A 24,206-nucleotide genomic window follows, 5' to 3' on the forward strand; every position below is an offset into this window, starting at 1 on the left:
ATGATCGCAGAATTTGAATCACGCATTCTGGCGTTAATTGATGACATGGTGGAGCACGCCAGTGACGATGAACTGTTTGCCAGCGGTTATCTGCGTGGTCACCTGACGCTGGCCGTCGCCGAACTGGAAGCCGGTGACGACCACTCTGCGGACGCGGTGCATGCTGAAGTTTCCCGCAGCCTGGAAAAAGCGATTCTGGCCGGCGAACTCTCTCCGCGCGACCAGTCATTAGTGCTGGGGATGTGGGAAACCTTGTTTCAGAAAGCCAGCCTGAACTAATCGGTAATCGCCCGGTGGCGCTACGCTTACCGGGCCTACGCTTTCACCCTTTTCCCCTTCAACAACTTTCTCACCCATAACCGGTTCGGATTGAGCGCGGCCAGCGTGTGGCTGTCCAGCGGGATCGGCTCGTTACTCATCTGAGCGGCAAGAACCTCCGCCGTCAGCGGCGCCGTACAGAGCCCGCGGGAGCCCAGCCCGCCCAGCATAAACAAATTCCGGAACGCCGGGGCGCTGACCGCCTGGGATGTGTTGCTGGCGAGATCCTGATAAGCCGTCAGCGTGGCTTCATAGTCCGGTACCGCACCCGTCATCGGCAGATGATCGCGGGTGGCGCAGCGAATGCCGTTGCGCGCCTCGCCTGCGCTGACATCCACCTCACGCGCCCATGCCGCCTGCGGCAAACAGTCGAGCAGACGCTGGCGATTATGCTGCTGGTCCTCATCGCTGTACCGCGGCTCGGTCTGGCCGCGATGATAGCTTGCGCCGATGCAATGCTGGCCGTTGGCTGGATTTTGCGGGGTCAGATACCCGTCGTAGCAGAGCACCTGACGTAGCTGGCTCAGCCGCGGTGCCGCCGGGATATGGCTCACCTGACCGCCCACCGGGTAGACCGGCAGTGGTGCGGTCTGGCTGAACTGGCTGATGCCGTGTCCGTTCGCCAGCACCACGCTGCCATGCTGCGCCTGCTCACCGTCGGCAAACTGCAACATCCACCTGGCGTCGGTCTGGGCCAGCGACGTTACCTTGCGGCCATAGCGCACCTGCAGGCCCAGAGTTTGCGCCAGCGCGATCGCCGCTGCGGTAAGCTGCGCCGGGCACAGCCAGCCGCCGAGCGGATACTGGATCCCGCCGCAGCCGGTGGGCACCCCGGTGCTCTCCGCCACCTGTTGGGCGTTCACCGCCACCGCAATCTGCTCGGGCAGGCCCAGAGCCAGCATCTGGTCGATTTTTTTCTGGTTCTTTTCATCCCAGCCCAGCTGGGTGACGCCGCACCAGGCATGATCAAAGGCCACCGGCAGGGTGTCGTACAGGCGGCGGGCAAAGGTGAACGCCGCCGGGAAAAACTGGCTCAGTGCAGCATCCTGGGCGCTGAGCAGGGGATAGAGCGCCCCCTGACGATTGCCGGAGGCGCCTGCTGCCGGGGCATCGTCGGCGCAGTAGAGCGTCACCTGCCAGCCACGGCGCAGCAGCGCCAGCGACAGTAGCGCGCTGGCAATCCCGCCGCCCACCACGGCGGTTTCGCGCCCGTCGCTGGCCGGACGGGCAAACCACGGGGTGCGGGCAGGGGAGGGGCAATCCTGCTCCATCACCCCGACAAGCATTTCGCGCTTGCGGCCAAAGCCTTTGGTTTTTTTCATGGTGAAGCCCGCTTCCTGCAGGCCGCGACGGACAAACCCGGCGCAGGTAAAGGTGGCGAGCGTTCCCCCGGGCCGCGCCAGACGCGCCATGGCGGCAAACAGCCCAGGGCTCCACATATCCGGGTTTTTGGCCGGGGCAAAACCGTCGAGGAACCAGGCGTCAACCTGCTGGTTCAGGGAGTCATCCAGCTTATCGGTGAGTTCGTTAATATCCCCCAGCCAGATATCGAGCGTGACGCGCCCGCCGTCCAGCAGCAAACGATGGCAGCCTGCGATAGGCAGCGGCCACTGGGCCTGGAGCTGTTCCGCCCACGGCGCCAGCTCGGGCCAGTGCTGGTGGGCCAGACGGAGATCGTCGGCGGCCAGCGGGTACTTCTCAAAACTGATGAAATGTAACCTTTGCAGAGTAGCGTCAGGGTGTGCCGCACGAAAGCGATCGAACGCTTGCCAGAGGGTAAGAAAATTCAGCCCGGTGCCAAAGCCGCTTTCGGCCACCACAAAGAGATCGCGGGGATGCAGCGGAAAACGGGAATTTAGCTGATTTCCCTCGAGGAAAACATAACGCGTCTCCTCCAGTCCGTTATCATTAGAGAAGTAGACATCGTCAAAATCTCGGGAAACAGGTGTACCCTCAGCGTTGAATTCGAGGTTGGCGGGTTGTATAGCGTTTTGTTTCACGTAAGTTACTCGTCTGACAGGCTGTGCCGCGATCTTAACGATGTGCGTCTGATGGTGCAAATTTCCACAGAAATTGGCTGATCGGACTTGTTCGGCGTACAAGTGTACGCTATTGTGCGACTCGAAACTTAAATAGTGCGACTTACAGAGGTATTGAATGAAACGTGCAGTGATTACTGGCTTGGGCATCGTTTCCAGCATCGGTAATAACCAGCAGGAAGTCCTGGCATCTCTGCGTGAAGGACGCTCCGGGATCACCTTCTCTGAAGAGTTTAAAGATTCCGGTATGCGTAGCCACGTATGGGGTAATGTAAAACTGGACACCACGGGCATGATCGATCGCAAAGTGGTCCGTTTCATGAACGATGCCTCCATCTACGCCTATCTCTCTATGCAGGAAGCGATTGCTGACGCTGGCCTGAGCGAAGAGGTTTATCAGAACAACCCGCGCGTGGGTCTGATTGCTGGCTCCGGCGGCTCCTCTAAAGCGCAGGTGTTTGGTGCCGACGCGATGCGCAGCCCGCGCGGCCTGAAAGCGGTCGGTCCATACGTTGTGACCAAAGCGATGGGTTCAGCGGTTTCCGCTTGCCTCGCAACCCCGTTCAAAATCCACGGCGTAAACTACTCCATCAGCTCCGCTTGCGCGACCTCTGCACACTGTATCGGTAACGCGGTTGAGCAGATCCAGTTGGGTAAACAGGACATCGTATTTGCTGGCGGCGGCGAAGAGCTGGGCTGGGAAATGGCCTGTGAGTTCGATGCGATGGGCGCCCTGTCCACCAAATACAACGAATGCCCGGAAAAAGCCTCCCGTACCTATGACGCAAACCGCGATGGTTTCGTTATCGCTGGCGGCGGCGGTATGGTCGTGGTGGAAGAGCTGGAACACGCTCTGGCCCGCGGTGCGCACATCTATGCTGAGATTGTTGGCTACGGCGCCACCTCCGATGGCGCAGACATGGTGGCTCCATCAGGCGAAGGCGCAGTGCGCTGCATGAAGATGGCGATGCACGGCATTGATACCCCAATCGACTACCTGAACTCCCACGGTACCTCTACTCCGGTAGGCGACGTGAAAGAGCTGGGTGCTATCCGTGAAGTGTTCGGCGACAACAGCCCGGCTATCTCCGCCACCAAAGCCATGACCGGTCACTCCTTGGGTGCGGCTGGCGTGCAGGAAGCGATCTACTCCCTGCTGATGCTGGAAAACGGCTTTATCGCGCCGAGCATCAACATTGAAGAGATGGACGAGCAGGCCGCAGGTCTGAACATCGTAACTGAAACCACCGAGCGTGAACTGACTACCGTCATGTCCAACAGCTTCGGTTTCGGCGGCACCAACGCCACGCTGGTGATGCGTAAGCTGAAAGCATAAGCGTTTGAATGTATAGTAGAAGGGAGCCTGATGGCTCCCTTTTTTTATGCCTGAACATGGAGTTATGCATGACGGCCGTTACCACAGATAAACACGCCGCTTCCGGCAACGTCTCGCTGTTCCGTATCGCCTTTGCGGTATTCCTCACCTATATGACCGTCGGCCTGCCGTTGCCGGTGATCCCGCTGTTTGTGCACCAGGAGCTGGGCTATGGCAACACCATGGTCGGCATCGCCGTAGGTATTCAGTTTCTAGCCACGGTGCTAACCCGCGGCTATGCCGGACGGCTGGCGGATCAGCACGGCGCAAAACGCTCGGCATTGCAGGGCATGTTCGCCTGCGGGCTGGCGGGGGGTGCATGGCTATTGGCCGCGCTGCTGCCGGTAGAGGCTGCCTGGAAATTCGCGCTGCTGGTGGTGGGGCGATTAATTCTCGGTTTTGGTGAAAGCCAGCTCCTGACCGGCACCCTGACATGGGGGATGGGGCTGGTCGGGCCTGCGCGTTCCGGCAAAGTGATGTCGTGGAACGGAATGGCGATCTATGGTGCGCTGGCCGCAGGCGCGCCGCTGGGTCTTTTGATCAACAGTCAGTTGGGCTTTGCGGCGCTGGCCGCCACCACGATGGCACTGCCGCTGCTGGCCTGGGCGTTTAACGGCTCGGTGCGTAAAGTTCCGGCCCATAAAGGCGAACGACCTTCCCTGTGGAGCGTGGTGGGGCAGATCTGGCAGCCAGGCCTGGGCCTTGCGTTGCAGGGCGTTGGCTTCGCGGTGATTGGCACCTTCGTTTCGCTCTACTTTATGAGCCGCGGCTGGGCGATGGCCGGGTTTACGCTCACCGCTTTTGGCGGCGCGTTTGTACTGATGCGGGTGCTGTTCGGCTGGATGCCGGATCGCTTCGGTGGCGTAAAAGTAGCGGTGGCGTCGCTGGTAATTGAAACCGTGGGTCTGGTGTTGCTCTGGCAGGCGCCGAGCGCGCCGGTAGCCCTGCTGGGGGCAGCCCTGACCGGCTGCGGCTGTTCGCTGATCTTCCCGGCGCTGGGTGTTGAAGTGGTTAAACGCGTTGCCCCGCAGGTGCGGGGCACGGCGCTGGGGGGCTACGCCGCCTTTCAGGATATCTCATACGGGATAACCGGGCCGCTGGCGGGGCTGTTAGCCACCTCGTTTGGCTACCCTTCGGTCTTCCTGGCCGGGGCCGTTTCAGCGGTGGTGGGGATTGTGGTGACGCTGGTGGCGTTTCGCCGGGGTTAGCTGTTTGTTGCCGGGTGGCGGCTGCGCCTTACCCGGCCTACAGTTCGTGCTTTTGTAGGCCCGGTAAGCGGAGCGCCACCGGGCAAAACATCAGGCGACCAGCCAGAAAATCGCCAGCGCAATGATTAAGGCGATCAACATCAGTCCGGGACGGGCAGACAGCGTTCTGAAGGTTTCCACTACCGGGGCAAAGAGCGGGCTGTAGATCGGCTGGATATTGCGCACTTCCGTCACGCCAGCTTCACGCTCGGTGCGGCGGACGAAGATCTCGTTGAGCAGATCCTGTACCTGGGCGGTGGTCAGCACCGTCTGCGGCGTCGCCTGCCAGTTCTGTCGGGCATAGTCCTGAATGCTGTCCCACTCCTGGGCCTCCAGCGGCTGTTTCAGCGCGGCCTGCAGGGTGTGCAGGGTTGGCGCGCTTTGCGTGCTCAGCGTCTGGCGTGCCTGTAGCCAGGTGGCAAGGTGGGTAAACTGCCTGGCCGGGATTAACTCTCCCGCTTTCACCCCCGACAGTTCCAGCATCGACTGCCAGATGAGCTTGGTCGGCTCGCCTGTGGCGGCGGCAAGTTTGGTCACCATCTGCTTCAGCGTATTGTGTTCGGCAGGCAGCAGCGGGCGCTCCGTGGCCGGGCGCTGCTGTGGCTGCGGAATATTAAGCTGATTATTTTGCAGCAGCGTCAGCACCGTTTTGAGCTGATCGGGCGTCAGCTGGTTCAGGGCGGTCTGGCCATACTGCTGGCGAATAAAATCGCTGGCCGCCTGGCGGTTATTGCCCTGAGTCAGCAGCTCCGTCAACTGGGAGACCATCTGCCGGGTGGTATGGTTTTGCTGGGCGGTGTTCAGGCGCTGGTTGAGGTTTTGCTCCGCAGCAGGGAAGTGGCGCGACAGCATGGGCGCATCACTCTTTAATCCCAGATCGTGTTTCACTCCGGCCCACACCTCCGCATTCTGCTGCGACGTCAGAGCGATTAACCGGGTGATCAGACGTTCCAGTACAGTGCGTTGCTGTGTGGAGAGGGGCTGTTCGCCCGCGACGTGGGATGGACGCGGGCCATCACCCGGAGGTTGTGGCGGCGTACCTGAAATGGGCTGCATAGGCAAAAAATCCTTAAAGTCGTTACTCATCGTTAACCAGGTTTACGTATATGCCTGGCGGCCAGATTATGGCACACTTGACAGGTTTTCTTCCTCTCAAACAGGTACTCAGACGTGAAAATCCTCGTTGATGAAAATATGCCTTACGCCCGCGAGCTGTTCAGCCGCCTGGGTGAGGTTAAGGCCGTTCCTGGACGTCCCATTCCGCTCGCCGAGCTGACTGATGCCGATGCCCTGATGGTGCGCTCGGTAACCAAAGTGAATGAGGCGCTGCTGTCTGGCAAAGGGATCAAATTTGTCGGCACGGCAACCGCAGGAACCGATCATGTGGATGACGCGTGGCTGAAGCAGGCCGGGATTGGCTTTTCCGCCGCACCGGGCTGTAACGCTATTGCCGTCGTGGAGTATGTTTTCTCCTCTCTGCTGATGCTGGCCGAGCGTGACGGGTTTACGCTCACCAGCCGGACCGTAGGCATTGTCGGTGTCGGTAACGTCGGCAGCCGCCTGCAAAAGCGCCTCGAGGCGTTAGGTATCCGCACGCTGCTGTGCGACCCGCCTCGCGCTGACCGTGGCGATGAAGGCGATTTCCGCAGCCTGGATGAGCTGGTGGCCGAGTGTGACGTGCTCACCTTCCATACGCCGCTGTTTAAAGACGGGCCGTATAAGACGCGCCATCTGGCAGACGACGCCCTGATTGGCCGCCTGAAACCGGGCACTATCCTGATTAATGCCTGCCGTGGCCCGGTGGTGGACAACGCGGCCCTGCTGCAGCGCCTGGAAACTGGTCAGGATCTGAGCGTGGTGCTGGACGTGTGGGAGCCGGAGCCGGATCTCAACGTGGCCCTGCTGGACAAAGTGGATATCGGTACCGCGCATATCGCCGGTTACACCCTCGAAGGTAAAGCCCGCGGCACCACCCAGGTGTTTGAGGCGTACAGCGCGTTTATCGGCAAATCCCAGCAGGTGGCGCTGGATACCCTTCTGCCAACCCCGGATTTTGGCCGCATCACCCTGCACGGCCCGCTGGATCAGGGAACGCTGAAAAGGCTGGTGCATTTAGTGTATGATGTGCGCCGCGATGACGCGCTGCTGCGAAAAGTAGCGGGTATACCGGGTGAGTTTGACAAGCTGCGTAAGCATTACGTTGAGCGCCGCGAATGGTCCTCTCTGTATGTGATGTGTGATGATCCTGCTGCGGCGTCGCTGCTGCATAAGCTGGGTTTCAACGCCGTTCATCACCCGGTTCGTTAATGTCTTCTTAATGCTCCCTGGCGGATACCCCGCCAGGGACGCTTTTTTATTTCTGGAGTAAACCACCATGTCTGAAGGCTGGAACATTGCCATACTGGGCGCAACGGGCGCCGTGGGCGAAGCCCTGCTCGAAACCCTTGCTGAGCGTCAGTTCCCGGTGGGCGACATCTATGCCCTGGCGCGTAATGAGAGCGCGGGCGAGCACCTGCGCTTTGCGGGTAAATCCGTCATGGTTCAGGATGCGGCTGAGTTCGACTGGACCCAGGCGCAGCTGGCCTTTTTCGCGGCCGGGGTCGACGCCTCCGCAGCATATATTGAAGAGGCCACCAACGCGGGCTGTCTGGTCATTGATTTAAGCGGCCTGTTTGCCCTTGAACCGGACGTGCCGCTGGTGGTGCCGGAGGTGAACCCCTTCGTGCTGGCCGACTACCGCAACCGTAACATCATCGCCGTCCCGGACAGCCTGACCAGCCAGCTGCTTAGCGCCCTGAAACCGCTCATCGACGAAGGTGGCTTGTCCCGTATCGCCGTAACCAGCCTGATGTCAGTCTCTGCCCGCGGTAAAAAAGCGGTGGATGCCCTGGCAGGGCAGAGCGCGAAGCTGCTGAATGGTATCCCGGTGGACGAAGAGGATTTCTTTGGCCGCCAGCTGGCGTTCAACATGCTGCCGCTGCTGCCGGATCGTGAAGGCAGCGTGCGCGAAGAGCGCCGTATCATCGATGAAGTGCGTAAGATCCTGCAGGACGACGGACTGATGATCTCCGCCAGCTGTGTGCAGTCACCGGTGTTCTACGGCCATGCCCAGATGGTGAGCTTTGAAGCCATGCGTCCGCTGGCTGCGGAAGAGGCGCGCGATGCCTTTGGCCGCGGCGAAGATATTGAACTGTCTGAAGAGCGCGAGTTCCCGACCCAGGTGGGCGACGCAACGGGCAACGCGCGTCTCTCCATTGGCTGTGTACGTAACGATTACGGTATGCCGGAGCAGATCCAGTTCTGGTCGGTCGCCGATAACGTGCGTTTCGGCGGCGCGCTGATGGCGGTGAAAATCGCTGAAAAACTGGTGCAGGAGTATCTCTACTGATGTCTGAAGTGGAGCAAAAGCCCGTTCATAAGATTGCCCTCGGCATTGAGTACGATGGCAGTAAATATTATGGCTGGCAGCGTCAGAATGAGGTGCGCAGCGTCCAGGAAAAGCTGGAAAAAGCGCTCTCTCAGGTGGCGAATGAGCCCATCAATGTCCTGTGCGCGGGGCGTACCGACGCCGGTGTCCATGGTACGGGGCAGGTGGTGCATTTTGAAACCACCGCCGTGCGTAAAGACGCGGCCTGGACGCTGGGGGTAAATGCGAATTTGCCTGGTGACATCGCGGTACGTTGGGTCAAAAATGTGCCGGATGATTTTCATGCGCGGTTCAGCGCCACCGCGCGCCGCTACCGCTATATCATCTATAACCAGCGTCTTCGTCCGGCGGTGTTAGGCCAGGGCGTCACCCATTTTTACGAGCCGCTGGATGCCGATCGCATGCACCGCGCGGCGCAGGCATTGATTGGCGAAAACGACTTCACCTCGTTCCGTGCCGTGCAGTGCCAGTCTCGCACGCCGTGGCGCAACGTGATGCACATTAACGTCAGTCGGCATGGCGCGTATGTGGTGGTGGATATCAAAGCGAATGCCTTTGTTCATCATATGGTCAGGAATATTACAGGCAGCCTGATGGAAGTAGGCGCCGGACACCAGCCGGAGAGCTGGATTGCAGAGTTGCTGGCGGCGAAGGACAGAACGCTGGCGGCAGCAACGGCGAAAGCGGAAGGGCTCTATCTGGTCTCGGTCGATTACCCGGATCGGTTTGACCTTCCAAAACCGCCAATGGGCCCGCTGTTCTTAGCGGACTGATAGCCGTGGCAATAAAGGTTTAGACAATATGGATTTAATTCGCTTTCTGATCGATTTCATTCTGCATATCGATGTGCACCTGGCAGAGCTGGTCGCTGATTATGGCGTCTGGGTGTATGCCATTCTGTTCCTGATCCTGTTTTGCGAAACCGGGCTGGTGGTGACGCCCTTCTTACCGGGCGATTCACTGCTGTTCGTGGCGGGCGCGCTGGCGTCGCTGGAGACCAACGACCTTAACGTTCACCTGATGGTGGTGTTAATGCTGATTGCCGCCATCCTTGGCGATGCGGTGAACTACACTATAGGGCGGCTGTTCGGCGAGCGGTTATTTAGTAACCCGGACTCGAAGATTTTCCGTCGCAGCTATCTCGATAAAACCCATGCGTTTTATGAGAAACACGGCGGTAAGACCATCATTCTCGCGCGCTTTGTGCCCATCGTCAGAACCTTTGCCCCGTTTGTTGCGGGTATGGGTCATATGTCGTACCGTCAGTTCGCGCTCTATAACGTCACCGGTGCGCTGCTGTGGGTGCTGAGCTTTACCTACGCGGGCTATTTCTTCGGGACCATTCCTATGATCCAGGAAAACCTTAAGTTGCTGATCGTAGGGATTATTGTGGTTTCCATTCTGCCGGGCGTTATCGAAGTGATTCGTCACCGTCGCGCGGCGGCAAAACAAGTAAAATAAAGGCACGACTGCGGTTCGACCACTTTTTTATCCAAAGTTTCGGGCTGTTATGTTTTAATGTGCAACATTCATGGTCTGCCGGGGGCAAAAATGGCATTATGCGCCCCTTGCAGCAAACCTGGTTCAGGCAGAAAGGTTATCAATGAGCTGGATTGAACGAATTAAAAGCAATATCACCCCAACCCGCAAAGCGAGTATTCCTGAAGGGGTGTGGACTAAATGTGACAGCTGTGGCCAGGTCCTGTACCGCGCCGAACTGGAGCGTAATCTCGAAGTTTGTCCGAAGTGCGATCACCACATGCGTATGTCGGCGCGTAACCGCCTGCATAGCCTGCTGGATGAAGGTTCTCTGGTTGAACTGGGTAGCGAGCTTGAGCCGAAAGATGTGCTGAAGTTCCGTGACTCCAAGAAATACAAAGATCGTCTGGCCTCTGCGCAAAAAGAGACCGGCGAGAAAGATGCCCTGGTGGTGATGAAAGGCACTCTGCACGAGATGCCGGTTGTCGCGGCGGCGTTTGAGTTCTCCTTTATGGGCGGCTCAATGGGCTCCGTAGTGGGCGCGCGCTTCGTGCGTGCCGTTGAGCAGGCGCTGGAAGACAACTGTCCGCTGATCTGCTTCTCCGCCTCCGGTGGTGCCCGTATGCAGGAAGCGCTGATGTCGCTGATGCAGATGGCAAAAACCTCCGCAGCGCTGGCGAAAATGCAGGAGCGCGGTCTGCCGTACATCTCTGTGCTGACCGACCCAACCATGGGCGGCGTATCGGCAAGTTTTGCGATGCTGGGCGATCTGAACATCGCTGAACCGAAAGCGCTGATCGGCTTTGCCGGCCCGCGCGTTATTGAACAAACGGTACGTGAAAAGCTGCCGCCGGGCTTCCAGCGCAGTGAGTTCCTTATCGAGAAAGGCGCTATCGACATGATCGTTCGCCGTCCGGAAATGCGCCTGAAACTGGCCAGCATTCTGGCGAAGCTGATGAATCTGCCGTCGCCGAGCCCGGATGAGCCGCGCGAAGGCGTGGTGGTACCGGATCAGGAACCCGAGGCCTGATAACTGAAAAGGGCAGGGCCAGTGGCGCTGCCCTTTTGCTTTCTAACCGTAACTGAAAAGCGCGCAACATGGAAAATATTACTCTTCCCCAAGCCACGTCGCCTCTGGCCGCGTGGCTTTCTTATCTGGAAAACCTGCACAGTAAAGCCATCGACATGGGACTTGAGCGCGTCAGCCTGGTCGCGGCGCGCCTTGATGTTCTGAAACCGGCTCCCTTTGTCTTCACCGTGGCGGGTACCAACGGCAAAGGCACCACCTGCCGCACCCTGGAAGCGATGCTGATGGCGGCAGGCTACAAAGTAGGGGTCTACAGCTCACCTCATCTGGTGCGCTATACCGAGCGCGTGCGGGTACAGAATGCGGAGCTGGCTGAATCCGCGCACACCGCCTCGTTTGCGGAGATCGAAGCCGCGCGCGGCGATATTTCGCTGACCTATTTTGAATATGGCACCCTGTCGGCGCTGTGGCTCTTTAAGCAGGCGCAGCTGGACGTGGTGATCCTCGAGGTCGGGTTAGGCGGACGTCTGGATGCCACTAATATTGTCGACCCGGATGTGGCGGTAATCACCAGCATCGCGCTGGATCATACCGACTGGCTGGGGCCCGATCGCGAGAGCATTGGCCGTGAAAAAGCCGGTATTTTCCGCCCGGGCAAACCGGCTATCGTCGGCGAACCCGATATGCCGCACACTATTGCTGACGTGGCGCAGGAGAAAGGGGCGCTGTTGCAGCGCCGTGACGTCGACTGGCGCTACAGCGTGACGGAAAGCGGCTGGCGCTTTGAAGACGCGGCGGGCGCGCTGGATAACCTGCCGCTGCCCCAGGTACCGCAGCCGAATGCTGCGACGGCGCTGGCCGCACTGCGCGCCAGTGGTCTGGCGGTAGAGGAGCAGGCGATGCGCGACGGCATTCAGCATGCGATTCTGCCGGGGCGTTTCCAGATAGTCAGCGAATCACCGCGTCTGATTCTGGATGTGGCGCATAACCCCCATGCCGCGGCGTATCTCGCAGGGCGTCTCAAATCATTGCCAAAAACCGGGCGCGTGCTGGCGGTTATCGGTATGCTTCATGATAAAGATATTGGCGGCACGCTGGCCTGCATGGAGAGTGTGGTCGATAGCTGGTATTGTGCCCCTCTGGAAGGCCCACGCGGGGCGACTGCCGAACAGTTAATGGCGCATCTCGGCGCAGGGCAGCGCTTTGATAGCGTGGCGCAGGCCTGGCGGGCGGCGATGGCCGATGCCAGACCAGAAGATACCGTGCTGGTGTGTGGTTCGTTCCACACGGTGGCACATGTCATGGACGTAATGGATGCGGGGAGAACCGGTGGCAAGTAAGTTTCAGAACCGTTTAGCAGGCACCATTGTGCTGGTGGCGCTGGGGGTGATTATTCTCCCCGGGCTGCTTGATGGACAGAAAAAACATTATCAGGATGAGTTTGCGGCGATCCCGCTGGTGCCGAAACCGGGCGATCGGGATGAGCCGGACATGCTCCCGGCAACACAGGCTCTGCCTGCACAGCCACCAGAAGGGGCGGCTGAAGAGGTGCGCGCGGGCGATGCCGCGGCGCCATCGTTAGATCCGGCGCGTCTGGCAGCCGGAAACAACAACGAGCTGGATCCCGTTCCGGCGCCGGTTGAGCAGTACGCGCCAAAACCGGTGCAAAAACCGAAACCGGTTGAGAAGCCGCAGCCGAAACCGCAGCGCGATAACACCAGCCAGCAGCTGGCGGCGGCGACAGAAACCCCACCGGCCAAACCGGCGGCAGAAGAGAAACCGGCCCCGACCGGTAAAGCCTACGTTGTGCAGCTCGGTGCCCTGAAAAACGCCGATAAGGTCAACGAGGTGGTGGCCAAACTCCGTGGTGCGGGGTATCGCGTTTACACTTCACCTACCACACCGGTACAGGGTAAAATCACCCGTATTCTCGTAGGGCCGGATGCGTCGAGAGACAAGCTGAAGGGATCGCTTGGAGAGCTGAATAAACTCTCTGGTTTGAGCGGCGTGGTGATGAATTACAGCGTGAACTGAGGGTTTCTCTCGTTTACGGGATAAGGCAAAAACAGGCGCAGCAGATTGCCTGAGAAGGTAACCCGCCTGGGGCGCTGAATATTTTTTCAGCGCTTTTTTTATTTACGCGCGGGAAGGAAATCCCTACGCAAACGTTTTCTTTTTCTGTTAGAATTCGCCCCGAACTGGATGACAGGGCGTTTGATCGTGGGACACATATGGTCTGGATTGATTACGCCATCATTGCGGTGATAGGTTTTTCCTGTCTGGTTAGCCTGATCCGTGGCTTTGTTCGTGAAGCGTTATCGCTGGTAACCTGGGGCTGTGCCTTCTTTGTTGCCAGTCATTACTACACTTACCTGTCTGTCTGGTTCACGGGCTTTGAAGATGAACTGGTTCGAAATGGGATTGCCATCGCGGTGCTGTTTATCGCGACGCTGATTGTCGGCGCCATTGTTAACTACGTGATTGGCCAGCTGGTCGAGAAAACCGGGTTGTCAGGAACGGACAGGGTGCTGGGGATCTGTTTCGGGGCGTTGCGAGGCGCGCTGATTGTTGCCGCGATACTATTCTTCCTTGATACCTTTACCGGGTTCTCAAAAAGTGAAGACTGGCAGAAATCGCAGCTTATCCCGCAGTTCAGCTTCATCATCAGATGGTTCTTTGACTATCTGCAAAGCTCGTCGAGTTTTTTGCCCAGGGCATAAACCCTGAGATGTGGCTTAACGAGGAAATGACGAATGTGCGGTATTGTCGGTATCGCCGGTTTCATGCCGGTAAACCAGTCTATTTATGACGCATTATCGGTGCTTCAGCACCGTGGGCAGGATGCTGCGGGTATCATCACCATTGATGCACACAACTGCTTCCGTTTACGTAAGGCCAACGGCCTGGTAAACGATGTGTTCGAAGCCCGCCATATGCAGCGTCTTCAAGGCAACATGGGTATTGGTCACGTTCGTTACCCGACTGCTGGCAGTTCCAGCGCCTCTGAAGCTCAGCCGTTCTACGTTAACTCGCCGTATGGCATCACGCTTGCCCACAACGGCAACCTGACCAATGCTCACGAGCTGCGTAAGAAGCTGTTTGAAGAGAAGCGTCGTCACATTAACACCACTTCTGACTCTGAAATCCTGCTCAACGTCTTTGCCAGCGAGCTGGATAACTTCCGCCACTATCCGCTGGAAGCTGACAACATTTTTGCCGCGGTAGCCGCCACTAACCGCCTGATCCGTGGCGCTTATGCCTGCGTCGCGATGATTATCGGCCACGGTATGGTCGCCTTCCGCGATCCTAACGGCATCCGCCCGCTGGTGCTGGGCAAGCGCGATATTGGCGATGGCCGCACCGAGTATATGGTCGCCTCCGAAAGCGTGGCGCTGGATACCCTGGGCTTTGAGTTCCTGCGTGACGTCGCACCTGGCGAAGCGGTCTACATCACCGAGAAAGGCCAGCTGTTTACCCGTCAGTGCGCAGAGAATCCGGTCAGCAATCCGTGCCTGTTCGAGTACGTCTACTTCGCTCGCCCGGACTCTTTCATCGACAAAATCTCCGTCTACAGCGCCCGCGTCAATATGGGAACCAAGCTCGGCGAGAAGATTGCACGCGAGTGGGAAGACCTGGATATCGACGTGGTGATCCCTATCCCGGAAACCTCCTGCGATATCGCCCTGGAGATGGCGCGTATTCTGGGTAAACCTTACCGCCAGGGATTCGTGAAGAACCGCTACGTTGGCCGCACCTTTATCATGCCGGGCCAGCAGCTGCGCCGTAAATCGGTGCGCCGCAAGCTGAATGCCAACCGCGCCGAGTTCCGCGATAAGAACGTGCTGCTGGTGGATGACTCCATCGTGCGCGGCACCACCTCTGAGCAGATTATCGAGATGGCCCGTGAAGCGGGTGCGAAGAAGGTCTATCTGGCCTCTGCGGCACCGGAAATTCGCTTCCCGAACGTGTATGGCATCGATATGCCTACCGCCAACGAGCTGATTGCCCACGGTCGTGAAGTGGATGAGATCCGCCAGATCATCGGTGCCGACGGCCTGATTTTCCAGGATCTGAACGATCTGATCGACGCGGTGCGCGCCGAGAACCCGGATATTCAGCAGTTCGAGTGCTCGGTGTTTAACGGTATCTACGTCACCAAAGATGTGGATCAGGGCTACCTGGACTACCTCGATTCACTGCGCAACGACGACGCGAAAGCCGTCCAGCTGGCGAACGATCTCGAAAGTTTAGAGATGCATAACGAAGGTTAAGCACTATCGCAGGCGAGGGCATCTGCCCTCGCTTGCAACTCCCGCCAAAATCCTGCACAGTCAGCCCTGTAACAGAAAGGGCGAACATCATGAAACGATTAATTGTAGGGATCTCAGGGGCCAGCGGCGCGATTTACGGTGTCCGTTTGTTGCAGGTATTGCGCGACGTCGCCGAGGTTGAAACGCATCTGGTGATGAGCCAGGCTGCGCGTCAGACCCTCTCTCTCGAAACCGATTACTCCCTGCGTGACGTTCAGGCGCTGGCCGATGTGGTGCATGACGCGCGCGATATCGCCGCCAGCATCTCCTCCGGGTCGTTTAAAACGGCGGGCATGGTGATCCTGCCCTGTTCCATCAAAACTCTCTCTGGCATCGTCAACAGTTATACCGATACGCTGGTGACCCGTGCGGCCGATGTGATATTAAAAGAGCGTCGCCCGCTGGTATTGTGCGTGCGCGAAACCCCGCTGCATCTGGGCCATCTACGCCTGATGACCCAGGCCGCTGAACTGGGGGCGGTGATCATGCCGCCGGTGCCGGCGTTTTATCACCGTCCGCAAAGCCTGGATGATGTGATTAATCAGACCGTAAACCGGGTGCTCGATCAGTTCGACATTGACCTGCCGGACGATCTCTTTACCCGCTGGCAGGGCGCCTGACGGTAAGGCTGTTCTGCCAGAGTGCATTTCACCGCAACGTGCCCTGTTTCAGGGCAATTCTGCAACAGCGATCATATCCTCAACATTTAATTCCTTTTTTCCTTTCCAGGCACTGCGGTTCGTTTGGCAGACCTGCTATCTTTCACCATTAAGGTAATCCTGCAACCTTTCATTAACATATTTAACGCCGTAATTTTGCGTTATCTGCAATATGGCATAAGACCTGCAAGAGATTGCCTGCAACAACACACAACACAATCTATTACATAAGAAAATCACGACACTTGAGGGTAATGTATGAAGAAGACGGTTCTGGCTCTGTCTTTGCTGGTGGGATTAAGCGCTGCGGCAAGCAGCTTTGCGGCGCTCCCACAGAACGTACGTATCGGTACAGACGCAACCTATGCCCCGTTCTCATCGAAAGATGCGAAGGGGGATTTCGTTGGGTTTGATATCGACCTGGGAAATGAGATGTGCAAACGCATGTCCGTGAAATGTACCTGGGTGGGCAGCGACTTCGACGCGCTGATCCCGTCTCTGAAAGCCAAGAAGATTGACGCGATCATCTCCTCGCTCTCGATTACCGAAAAGCGTCAGCAGGAGATCGCCTTCTCTGAGAAACTTTACGCGGCGGATTCACGTCTGATTGCGGCGAAAGGCTCCCCAATCCAGCCAACCATTGACTCGCTGAAAGGCAAGCATGTAGGCGTTCTGCAGGGCTCAACGCAGGAAGGCTATGCGAACGCCAACTGGCGTGAGAAGGGCGTGGATGTAGTGGCGTACCAGAACCAGGATCTGATCTATTCCGATCTGGCGGCAGGGCGTCTGGATGCGGCTTTCCAGGATGAAGTCGCCGCGAGCGAAGGCTTCCTGAAACAACCGGCGGGCAAAGAGTTTGCCTTTGCTGGCCCGTCAGTCAAAGACAAAAAATATTTCGGCGACGGCACCGGGATCGGCCTGCGTAAAGACGATGCCGAGCTGAAGGCGGCCTTTGACAAAGCTTTCACTGAACTGCGTAAAGACGGTACCTACGACAAACTGGCGAAGAAATACTTCGACTTCAATGTTTACGGCGACTAACCGGAACTGACGGGTGCGCACCATAATGGCTCCCCGTTATGGTGCGACAATGGCCTTTGCGAACCAGGATGGTGCAAATCGTGCGCTGTGTTGGTTATAAAGTGAATAGTTAAGCACTCGCAATGCACTTTTTCGCGCTTGCCGGGCATAATCTTTTGCCTTGCCGCGGCGATTAGTGGCACATTAAAGGCGCCCCGTCGGCGTTAAAATCCCGTAAGAAGACAGTCTGTTGAGGATAGATATGAAAAAACTGGTTTTGTCACTTTCTCTGGCTCTGGCCTTTTCCAGCGCTACCGCGGCATTTGCAGCAATTCCGCAAAAAGTTCGTATTGGTACTGACCCGACTTATGCCCCCTTCGAATCGAAGAATGCGCAGGGTGAACTGGTAGGTTTTGATATCGATTTGGCTAAAGAGCTGTGCAAACGTATCAAAACAGAGTGTACCTTCGTTGAAAACCCACTGGATGCGCTGATCCCTTCGCTGAAAGCGAAAAAAATTGATGCCATTATGTCTTCCCTCTCTATCACCGAAAAACGCCAGCAGGAGATTGCCTTTACCGACAAGCTTTATGCAGCGGACTCGCGTCTGGTGGTAGCGAAATCTTCCGATATTCAGCCAACCCTTGAATCCCTGAAAGGTAAACGTGTGGGCGTGCTGCAGGGCACCACTCAGGAGACCTTCGGCAACGAGCACTGGGCACCGAAAGGAATTGAAATCGTCTCTTACCAGGGCCAGGAGAATATCTACGCTGACCTGACTGCGGGCCGTATTGACGCCGCCTTCCAGGATGAAGTGGCAGCCAGCGAAGGCTTCCTGAAACAGCCGGTTGGTAAAGATTACAAGTTTGGCGGTCCGTCCATCAAGGATGAGAAACTCTTCGGCGTGGGCACCGGTATGGGTCTGCGTAAAGAGGATAACGAACTGCGTGAAGCGCTGAACAAAGCCTTTGCTGAAATGCGCGCCGACGGCACTTACGAAAAACTGGCGAAGAAATACTTCGACTTTGATGTCTACGGTGGTTAATCCCTCCACTTAATAACGTGCGGCCCCTTCCGTCCAGGGAGGGGAAAAGACACGGCTACACCACTCACGACAGGGCAGGCGGTATGCTGTACGGATTTTCTGGCGTAATTTTACAAGGCGCATTGGTCACCCTTGAACTGGCTCTCAGTTCAGTGGTGCTGGCCGTGTTGATAGGCCTTGCAGGCGCGGGCGCGAAGCTCTCTGCGAATCGGGCGATGGCGCTGCTGTTTGAGGGCTATACCACCCTGATCCGCGGGGTGCCTGACCTGGTGCTGATGCTGCTGATCTTCTACGGTCTGCAAATCGCCCTTAACGGCATTACGGATGCCATCGGTATGGCGCAGATTGATATCGATCCGATGGTGGCCGGTATCATCACCCTGGGCTTTATCTATGGCGCCTATTTTACCGAAACCTTCCGCGGGGCCTATCTCGCGGTGCCGAAAGGGCATATCGAAGCGGCTACGGCCTTCGGGTTTACCTCATCACAGACGTTTCGCCGCATTATGTTTCCGGCCATGATGCGCTTTGCGCTGCCGGGAATTGGTAACAACTGGCAGGTTATCCTCAAAGCAACGGCGCTGGTCTCCTTACTGGGGCTGGAAGATGTGGTAAAAGCCACGCAGCTGGCAGGCAAAAGCACCTGGGAGCCGTTCTACTTCGCGATTGTCTGCGGGGTGATTTATCTGGTGTTTACCACCGTCTCCAATGGCGTGCTGCTCCTGCTCGAACGGCGCTATTCCGTGGGTGTGAAGAGGGCTGACCTGTGATCGAAATTATTCAGGAATACTGGAAATCCCTGCTGTGGACCGACGGATACCGTTTTACAGGTGTGGCGATCACCCTCTGGCTGCTGATTTCTTCTGTGGTAATGGGCGGGATCCTGGCGATTTTCCTCGCCATTGGCCGCGTCTCCAGCAACAAATATATTCGCTTCCCCATCTGGCTGTTTACCTACGTGTTCCGCGGTACGCCGCTCTATGTGCAGCTGCTGGTCTTCTACTCCGGGATGTACACGCTGGAAATCGTCAAAGGCACCGAGATGCTGAACGCGTTCTTCCGTAGCGGGCTGAACTGTACCGTGCTGGCGTTAACGCTCAACACCTGCGCCTACACCACCGAGATCTTTGCCGGCGCGATCCGCTCCGTGCCGCACGGTGAAATTGAGGCGGCGCGGGCGTATGGCTTCTCTTCGGTGAAGCTCTATCGCTGCATTATTCTGCCGTCGGCGCTGCGTATTGCGCTGCCTGCCTACAGCAACGAAGTGATTTTAATGCTGCACTCCACCGCGCTGGCCTTTACCGCTACCGTGCCGGACCTGCTGAAGATTGCCCGTGATATTAACTCGGCGACCTATCAGCCCTTTACCGCCTTCGGGATCGCGGCAGTGCTCTATTTAATCATCTCTTATGCCCTGATTAGCCTGTTCCGCAAAGCGGAAAAACGCTGGTTGCAGCATGTCAAACCTTCGACGCACTGAGAATGAAGATGGCTGAGAACAAATTAAACGTTATCGATTTGCACAAACGCTACGGCGAACATGAAGTGCTGAAAGGGGTGTCGCTGCAGGCTAATGCGGGCGATGTGATCAGTATTATCGGCTCCTCAGGGTCGGGTAAAAGTACCTTCCTGCGCTGCATTAACTTTCTTGAAAAGCCGAGTGCCGGCTCGATTGTGGTCAGCGGTGAGAACATCAATCTGGTGCAGGACAAAGACGGTCAGCTGAAGGTGGCGGATAAACACCAGCTTCGTCTGCTGCGTACTCGTCTGACGATGGTGTTCCAGCACTTTAACCTTTGGAGTCACATGACGGTGCTGGAGAACGTCATGGAAGCGCCGGTGCAGGTGCTGGGCTTAAGCAAGCAGGAAGCCCGTACCCGGGCGGAGAAATACCTGGCGAAAGTGGGTATCGACGAACGCCAGCAGATGAAATACCCGGTGCATCTCTCCGGCGGTCAGCAGCAGCGTGTCTCTATCGCCCGTGCGCTGGCGATGGAGCCGGAAGTGTTGCTCTTTGACGAACCTACCTCCGCGCTCGATCCCGAGCTGGTGGGGGAAGTGCTGCGCATCATGCAGCAGCTCGCTGAAGAGGGGAAAACCATGGTGGTGGTAACTCACGAGATGGGCTTTGCCCGTAACGTCTCCAACCACGTGATTTTCCTCCATCAGGGCGTAATCGAAGAGCAGGGGCATCCGGATGAGGTGCTGGCCAACCCGAAGAGCCCGCGTCTGCAGCAGTTTCTTAAGGGATCGTTGAAGTAGTTTGTTGCCCGGTGGCGCTACGCTTACCGGGCCTACAAAACCGTAGGCCGGGTAAATGCAGTGCCGCCCGGCATTCAGGCCGCACTTACCTCCAGTCGGTACACCCAGTCGTCATACCGCACGCCGTTAATCTCATATGCCTGCTCCAGTACCTGGGTGCGCATGAAACCCGCTTTCTCTAACACCCGCACCGATCCGCCGTTGTCCGCCAGCACATATGCGTTAATCGCTTTTACGCCCACCCGGATAAACGCATATTCACACACGGCACGCAGCGCCTCGCTGGCTATTCCCTGGCCCTGGGCGGCGGCAATCACGGTGTAACCAATATCGGCCTCTTCAGGGTAGTGGGAGCTGATTTGCAGGCCAATATCCCCGAGCGGGGTGGCATCATCATGGACGCGGATCACAAAGGTGTGCGGGGCGGTAAGACGGGCGGCAAACAGGCGTCGGATCTCTTTTTCCGGGGCGATCGCGGCCATATAGCGCATGATCTCCGGCGCTTCACGCAGCCTGTGGAAAAAAGGCCAGTCGGCGGGCTCAAAAGGGGAGAGCGTCAGCCGGGGAGTGGTAATGGTTGCCATCAAAGCGCCTTGAACAGGGAGCGAAGATAACAAATTAACATCTGACAGGGTAAATTTAACCTACCACATCTCCCAGGGCCTCTTCTAAGTCATACCACCTGAAAGCAAAGCCGGAGGCTTCCAGGCGCTTCGGCAGTGCGCGTTGGCCGCCCAGCACCAGCACGGAGGATTCCCCCATCAGCAGGCGGATAGCGGTGGCGGGCGCGCGAACTACGGCAGGGCGATGCACCGCATGGCCCAGGGCATGGGCAAACTGCTCGTTACGCACCGGGTAGGGGGAGACCATATTGAACGGGCCGCGCAGATCGTTATCCAGCAGCCAGAGAATGCCGTTGACCATATCGTCGATATGGATCCACGCCAGGTACTGACGCCCGTTACCGACCGGGCCGCCAAGACCCAGCTTAAATACCGGCAGCATTTTGCCGAGAATCCCGCCTTTGGGGGCCAGCACCACGCCGGTGCGCAACAGGCATACGCGGGTCTTTTCGCTCTGGGCACCGCAGGCAATCTGCTCCCAGCGGGCGCACAGCTTATGGGTAAATTCATTGTGCGGCGGCTCCTCTTCGGTCACCACCACCTCGCCTAAATCGCCGTAATAACCTGAAGCCGAACCGGAGATAAAGACCGAGGGCGGCGTGTCGCTGGCCTTAACCATATCGACCAGCCGCTGGGTGATGTTCCAGCGACTGTTGCACAGACGCTGTTTATGCTCTTTTGTCCAGCGCTTGTCGGCGATGGGCTCGCCTGCAAGATTGATGACGGCATCAAAGCCGTTGAGATCCTGGTGCTCCGTCAGCCCTTTCCAGATATCGATGCCGGAGCCGAGAAGCTGGCGCGCCTTCTCAGGGCTGCGCGTGACCACAGTCAGCTCATGGCCTAATACCTGCAAACGTGGGATTAAATGCCGGCCAATCAGGCCGGTGCCGCCGGTTACCAGGATCTTCATACCACCTCCAGGGTTGCGCTTAGCGTTGCCAGCTTAACGTCATCGAGACGGAGTCGGCGTAGCGCAGCGCGTGAAGTTTATCGATCTCGACTTCAGCATAGGTGACCCAGTGATGTTCGCGTGCGATATCCAGCACATCCTGAGTTAATTTTTCCAGCAAAGAGAAACGGTTATTCTCCACCAGATGAATAATGCTTTTGGTAATGGTGCGATAGTTCAGCGCATCATTAATGTCTTCACTGGCGCGGGCTTTGTCTGCCGGATAGTGGATCGTCACGTTAATAACGATATCCTGGCGATTAGCACGCTCCTCCTCTTTGATTCCAATAAAGGTGCGCAGGCGTAAATTTTTAATACGAATAATTGCGTCTTGCTGGGACATTGCAGGCTTCCTCCGTGTCATTATCGACACCATAATACATGAGGAAAGCGTTTATATCTGCTGCGCTTTTTGCATTGCACGCTCGGTTGCCGGGCGGGTGCGGATACGTTCAAACCAGTTGTTTACCGCAGGCCATGATGCCAGGTCGACACGATGGTTTTCATGGGTGTTGACCCACGGCCAGCAGGCGATATCTGCGATACTGTAGTGTTCGCCTCCCAGCCACGGCGATTTTTCCAGCCGCTTGTTCAGGACGTTATAGAGCCGCTGCGTTTCGACCTGGAAACGTTCGATGGCATAGGCGATAGGCTGTGGCGCAGCATGGTTAAAGTGGTAGTTCTGACCAATCATCGGCCCCAGGCCGCCAACCTGCCAGAAGAGCCACTGCAGCGTGACGTGGCGTTCGCGTAATTCCCCGCTCAGTAGCTTGCCGGTTTTCTCTGCCAGATAGAGCAATATTTCGCCAGACTCAAACAGGCTCAGCGGGGTACCGCCATCCTCCGGATCGCGATCGACAATCGCCGGAATTTTATTGTTGGGGGAAATGGCGAGAAACTCGGGGCGGAACTGTTCGCCTTTGCTGATATTGACCGGCAGGATGCGGTAGTCCAGCTGGGCCTCTTCCAGAAAAAGAGTGATCTTATGCCCGTTGGGCGTCGGGGCGTAGTAAAGGTCAATCATCGCAACTCCTGTCATAGCGCTTTTTTCTACATAGATCGAGTATAGGTGGTGATGATAAATCGTGAGTTTTCATCAAGTGACAGCCGGGGCAGGAGGTTATATTTTGGATATCTACCCATCACGCGAAGCCTTATGAGGACGTTATGAGCCAACCTGCGATTACCCTGTGGTCAGATGCCGACTATTTTTCACCCTATGTGATGAGCGTGTACGTCGCGCTGGCCGAAAAGGGATTGCCCTTTGCCCTGAAAACCATCGACCTCAGCCGGGGGGAGAACCGTCAGCCGCAGTGGCGGGGCTATGGGCTGACCCGTCGCGTGCCGCTCCTGGAAGTGGACGGGTTTGAACTCAGCGAATCCTCCGCGATTACCGAATATCTGGAAGAGCGTTTTGCGCCGCCGGAATGGGAGCGGATCTATCCGCTCGATCTGCAAAAACGCGCCCGCGCGCGTCAGATACAGGCGTGGCTGCGCAGCGATCTGATGCCCATCCGTGAAGAACGTTCTACCGACGTGGTATTTGCCGGGGTGAAAAAACCGGCCCTGAGCGAAACTGCCCAGCGCACGGCAAGCCAGCTGATTGATACCGCCACCTCGCTTCTGGCCCACGGCAATCAGAATTTATTCGGGGAATGGTGCATTGCGGATAGCGATCTGGCGCTGATGCTCAACCGCCTGGTGCTCAATGGTGATGACGTACCACAACAGCTGGTGGATTACGCCAGCTTCCAGTGGCAGCGCGCCTCGGTGCAGCGTTATGTGGCGCTTTCAGCTAAGCGGGCTGGCTGATAAGGCCTGCTGATTCAGGTATGATGGGGCGGCTTTTCACTACAAGGAGTCACTGATGAAGCTGATGTTTGCATCGGACATTCACGGCTCGCTACCGGCGACCGAAAAAGTGCTTTCGCTGTTTAACCAGAGCGGGGCGCAATGGCTGGTGGTCCTCGGCGATGTGCTGAATCACGGCCCGCGCAATCCGCTACCCGAAGGCTATGCCCCCGCTGAGGTTGCAGAGCGGCTTAACGCTTTTGCCTCGCGCATTATTGCCGTGCGGGGCAACTGTGACAGCGAAGTCGACCAGATGTTACTGCACTTTCCCATCACCGCCCCGTGGCAGCAGATCCTGATGGCACACTGCCGCCTGTTTGTTACCCACGGCCATCTGTTTGGTCCGGATAATCTGCCCGCGCTGAATGCTGGCGATGTCCTGGTTTATGGTCATACTCATATTCCGGTGGCTGGGAAGAAGGGCGACATTATTCATTTCAATCCTGGCTCCGTCAGCCTGCCTAAAGGCGGGTTTCCACCCAGCTATGGGATGCTGGAAGAGGGCCATTTGTGCGTTATGACGCTGAATGACAGCCAGGTTATTGCAGAGTCCAGGATTAATCCGTAACTTACTC

Annotated in this window: 26 protein-coding genes; 20 read left to right on the forward strand and 6 right to left on the reverse strand. The window is 57.4% G+C overall.

Features of this window, described 5'->3' with window-relative positions; genetic code table 11:
• A complete protein-coding gene (locus tag B3X29_RS00115) occupies positions 1–279 on the forward strand; it encodes a YfcL family protein (protein ID WP_103180529.1) in 279 nt (92 codons plus the stop codon).
• Between the two features lie 35 nt (positions 280–314).
• On the opposite strand, the gene mnmC is transcribed toward B3X29_RS00115, so the two are convergent.
• A complete protein-coding gene (gene mnmC, locus B3X29_RS00120; RefSeq protein ID WP_201304733.1) occupies positions 315–2,318 on the reverse strand; it encodes a bifunctional tRNA (5-methylaminomethyl-2-thiouridine)(34)-methyltransferase MnmD/FAD-dependent 5-carboxymethylaminomethyl-2-thiouridine(34) oxidoreductase MnmC in 2,004 nt (667 codons plus the stop codon).
• A gap of 157 nt (positions 2,319–2,475) precedes the next feature.
• Here mnmC and fabB point away from each other — a divergent pair, with 157 nt between their 5' ends.
• Both fabB and B3X29_RS00130 read left to right on the forward strand, forming a co-directional pair.
• Complete coding sequence (gene fabB, locus B3X29_RS00125; RefSeq protein ID WP_159339634.1) at positions 2,476–3,693, forward strand: beta-ketoacyl-ACP synthase I; 1,218 nt, start codon at positions 2,476–2,478, stop codon at positions 3,691–3,693.
• 68 nt (positions 3,694–3,761) lie between these two features.
• Entirely contained in the window at positions 3,762–4,940 is a 1,179-nt protein-coding gene (locus B3X29_RS00130) for an MFS transporter (protein WP_159339633.1), read from the forward strand.
• 90 nt (positions 4,941–5,030) lie between these two features.
• Here the strand turns inward: B3X29_RS00130 and flk are convergent, their stop codons facing one another.
• Positions 5,031–6,035 (reverse strand): flagella biosynthesis regulator Flk, encoded by a 1,005-nt coding sequence (gene flk, locus B3X29_RS00135; protein WP_103180522.1) that lies wholly within the window; start codon positions 6,033–6,035, stop codon positions 5,031–5,033.
• A gap of 114 nt (positions 6,036–6,149) precedes the next feature.
• Between flk and pdxB the strand changes: the two genes are divergently transcribed.
• The 15 genes from pdxB (at position 6,150) to hisP (ending at position 20,208) form a co-directional block, all read left to right on the forward strand.
• Entirely contained in the window at positions 6,150–7,286 is a 1,137-nt protein-coding gene (gene pdxB / locus B3X29_RS00140; protein ID WP_159339632.1) for a 4-phosphoerythronate dehydrogenase PdxB, read from the forward strand.
• Between the two features lie 67 nt (positions 7,287–7,353).
• Positions 7,354–8,367, forward strand: a complete 1,014-nt coding sequence (locus tag B3X29_RS00145; RefSeq protein ID WP_159339631.1) for an aspartate-semialdehyde dehydrogenase — start codon at positions 7,354–7,356, stop codon at positions 8,365–8,367.
• A complete protein-coding gene (gene truA, locus B3X29_RS00150; RefSeq protein ID WP_103180516.1) occupies positions 8,367–9,179 on the forward strand; it encodes a tRNA pseudouridine(38-40) synthase TruA in 813 nt (270 codons plus the stop codon). Before B3X29_RS00145 ends, truA begins: the two co-directional genes overlap by 1 nt.
• Positions 9,180–9,207: 28 nt before the next feature.
• Positions 9,208–9,867 (forward strand): DedA family protein, encoded by a 660-nt coding sequence (locus B3X29_RS00155; RefSeq protein ID WP_103180515.1) that lies wholly within the window; start codon positions 9,208–9,210, stop codon positions 9,865–9,867.
• A gap of 142 nt (positions 9,868–10,009) precedes the next feature.
• Positions 10,010–10,915, forward strand: coding sequence for an acetyl-CoA carboxylase, carboxyltransferase subunit beta (gene accD, locus B3X29_RS00160; RefSeq protein ID WP_103825166.1), 906 nt, complete (start codon positions 10,010–10,012; stop codon positions 10,913–10,915).
• Positions 10,916–10,983: 68 nt separating this feature from the next.
• On the forward strand, positions 10,984–12,252 hold the full coding sequence (folC, locus tag B3X29_RS00165) for a bifunctional tetrahydrofolate synthase/dihydrofolate synthase (protein ID WP_159339630.1): 1,269 nt from the start codon (positions 10,984–10,986) through the stop codon (positions 12,250–12,252).
• Positions 12,242–12,946 (forward strand): cell division protein DedD, encoded by a 705-nt coding sequence (gene dedD / locus B3X29_RS00170; protein ID WP_103181115.1) that lies wholly within the window; start codon positions 12,242–12,244, stop codon positions 12,944–12,946. Before folC ends, dedD begins: the two co-directional genes overlap by 11 nt.
• Before the next feature lie 197 nt (positions 12,947–13,143).
• A complete protein-coding gene (gene cvpA, locus B3X29_RS00175; RefSeq protein ID WP_039030950.1) occupies positions 13,144–13,632 on the forward strand; it encodes a colicin V production protein in 489 nt (162 codons plus the stop codon).
• Between the two features lie 33 nt (positions 13,633–13,665).
• Positions 13,666–15,183, forward strand: a complete 1,518-nt coding sequence (gene purF / locus B3X29_RS00180; RefSeq protein ID WP_103180507.1) for an amidophosphoribosyltransferase — start codon at positions 13,666–13,668, stop codon at positions 15,181–15,183.
• A gap of 89 nt (positions 15,184–15,272) precedes the next feature.
• Positions 15,273–15,842 (forward strand): UbiX family flavin prenyltransferase, encoded by a 570-nt coding sequence (locus tag B3X29_RS00185; protein ID WP_103825163.1) that lies wholly within the window; start codon positions 15,273–15,275, stop codon positions 15,840–15,842.
• A 297-nt stretch (positions 15,843–16,139) separates the two neighbouring features.
• A complete protein-coding gene (gene argT / locus B3X29_RS00190) occupies positions 16,140–16,922 on the forward strand; it encodes a lysine/arginine/ornithine ABC transporter substrate-binding protein ArgT (RefSeq protein ID WP_103180503.1) in 783 nt (260 codons plus the stop codon).
• Between the two features lie 241 nt (positions 16,923–17,163).
• The gene (gene hisJ, locus B3X29_RS00195; RefSeq protein WP_032612831.1) at positions 17,164–17,946 is read left to right on the forward strand and encodes a histidine ABC transporter substrate-binding protein HisJ; all 783 of its coding nucleotides are present in this window, start codon (positions 17,164–17,166) and stop codon (positions 17,944–17,946) included.
• 83 nt (positions 17,947–18,029) lie between these two features.
• Positions 18,030–18,716, forward strand: a complete 687-nt coding sequence (locus B3X29_RS00200; protein ID WP_103180501.1) for a histidine ABC transporter permease HisQ — start codon at positions 18,030–18,032, stop codon at positions 18,714–18,716.
• A complete protein-coding gene (locus tag B3X29_RS00205; RefSeq protein WP_159339629.1) occupies positions 18,713–19,426 on the forward strand; it encodes an ABC transporter permease in 714 nt (237 codons plus the stop codon). Before B3X29_RS00200 ends, B3X29_RS00205 begins: the two co-directional genes overlap by 4 nt.
• 8 nt (positions 19,427–19,434) lie before the next feature.
• The gene (hisP, locus tag B3X29_RS00210) at positions 19,435–20,208 is read left to right on the forward strand and encodes a histidine ABC transporter ATP-binding protein HisP (RefSeq protein ID WP_103181114.1); all 774 of its coding nucleotides are present in this window, start codon (positions 19,435–19,437) and stop codon (positions 20,206–20,208) included.
• A gap of 74 nt (positions 20,209–20,282) precedes the next feature.
• On the opposite strand, the gene B3X29_RS00215 is transcribed toward hisP, so the two are convergent.
• From B3X29_RS00215 to yfcG, 4 genes are read right to left on the reverse strand one after another with little or no spacing between them, the layout of a single operon-like run.
• Positions 20,283–20,792 carry a GNAT family N-acetyltransferase gene (locus B3X29_RS00215; protein ID WP_159339628.1) on the reverse strand — a complete coding sequence of 170 codons (510 nt, stop codon included), beginning with the start codon at positions 20,790–20,792 and terminating at the stop codon, positions 20,283–20,285.
• Between the two features lie 55 nt (positions 20,793–20,847).
• A complete protein-coding gene (locus B3X29_RS00220; RefSeq protein ID WP_103180495.1) occupies positions 20,848–21,741 on the reverse strand; it encodes a TIGR01777 family oxidoreductase in 894 nt (297 codons plus the stop codon).
• Positions 21,742–21,760: 19 nt separating this feature from the next.
• Entirely contained in the window at positions 21,761–22,123 is a 363-nt protein-coding gene (folX, locus tag B3X29_RS00225; protein ID WP_103180493.1) for a dihydroneopterin triphosphate 2'-epimerase, read from the reverse strand.
• 51 nt (positions 22,124–22,174) lie between these two features.
• Positions 22,175–22,804 carry a GSH-dependent disulfide bond oxidoreductase gene (yfcG, locus tag B3X29_RS00230; protein WP_103180492.1) on the reverse strand — a complete coding sequence of 210 codons (630 nt, stop codon included), beginning with the start codon at positions 22,802–22,804 and terminating at the stop codon, positions 22,175–22,177.
• Between the two features lie 143 nt (positions 22,805–22,947).
• Here yfcG and yfcF point away from each other — a divergent pair, with 143 nt between their 5' ends.
• The gene (yfcF, locus tag B3X29_RS00235) at positions 22,948–23,592 is read left to right on the forward strand and encodes a glutathione transferase (RefSeq protein WP_103180490.1); all 645 of its coding nucleotides are present in this window, start codon (positions 22,948–22,950) and stop codon (positions 23,590–23,592) included.
• A gap of 55 nt (positions 23,593–23,647) precedes the next feature.
• Entirely contained in the window at positions 23,648–24,199 is a 552-nt protein-coding gene (gene yfcE, locus B3X29_RS00240; RefSeq protein ID WP_159339627.1) for a phosphodiesterase, read from the forward strand.
• Positions 24,200–24,206: the final 7 nt, after the last annotated feature.

Origin of the sequence: Leclercia sp. UBA5076 (assembly GCF_002416465.1) — a bacterium.
Classification (GTDB): domain Bacteria; phylum Pseudomonadota; class Gammaproteobacteria; order Enterobacterales; family Enterobacteriaceae; genus Enterobacter.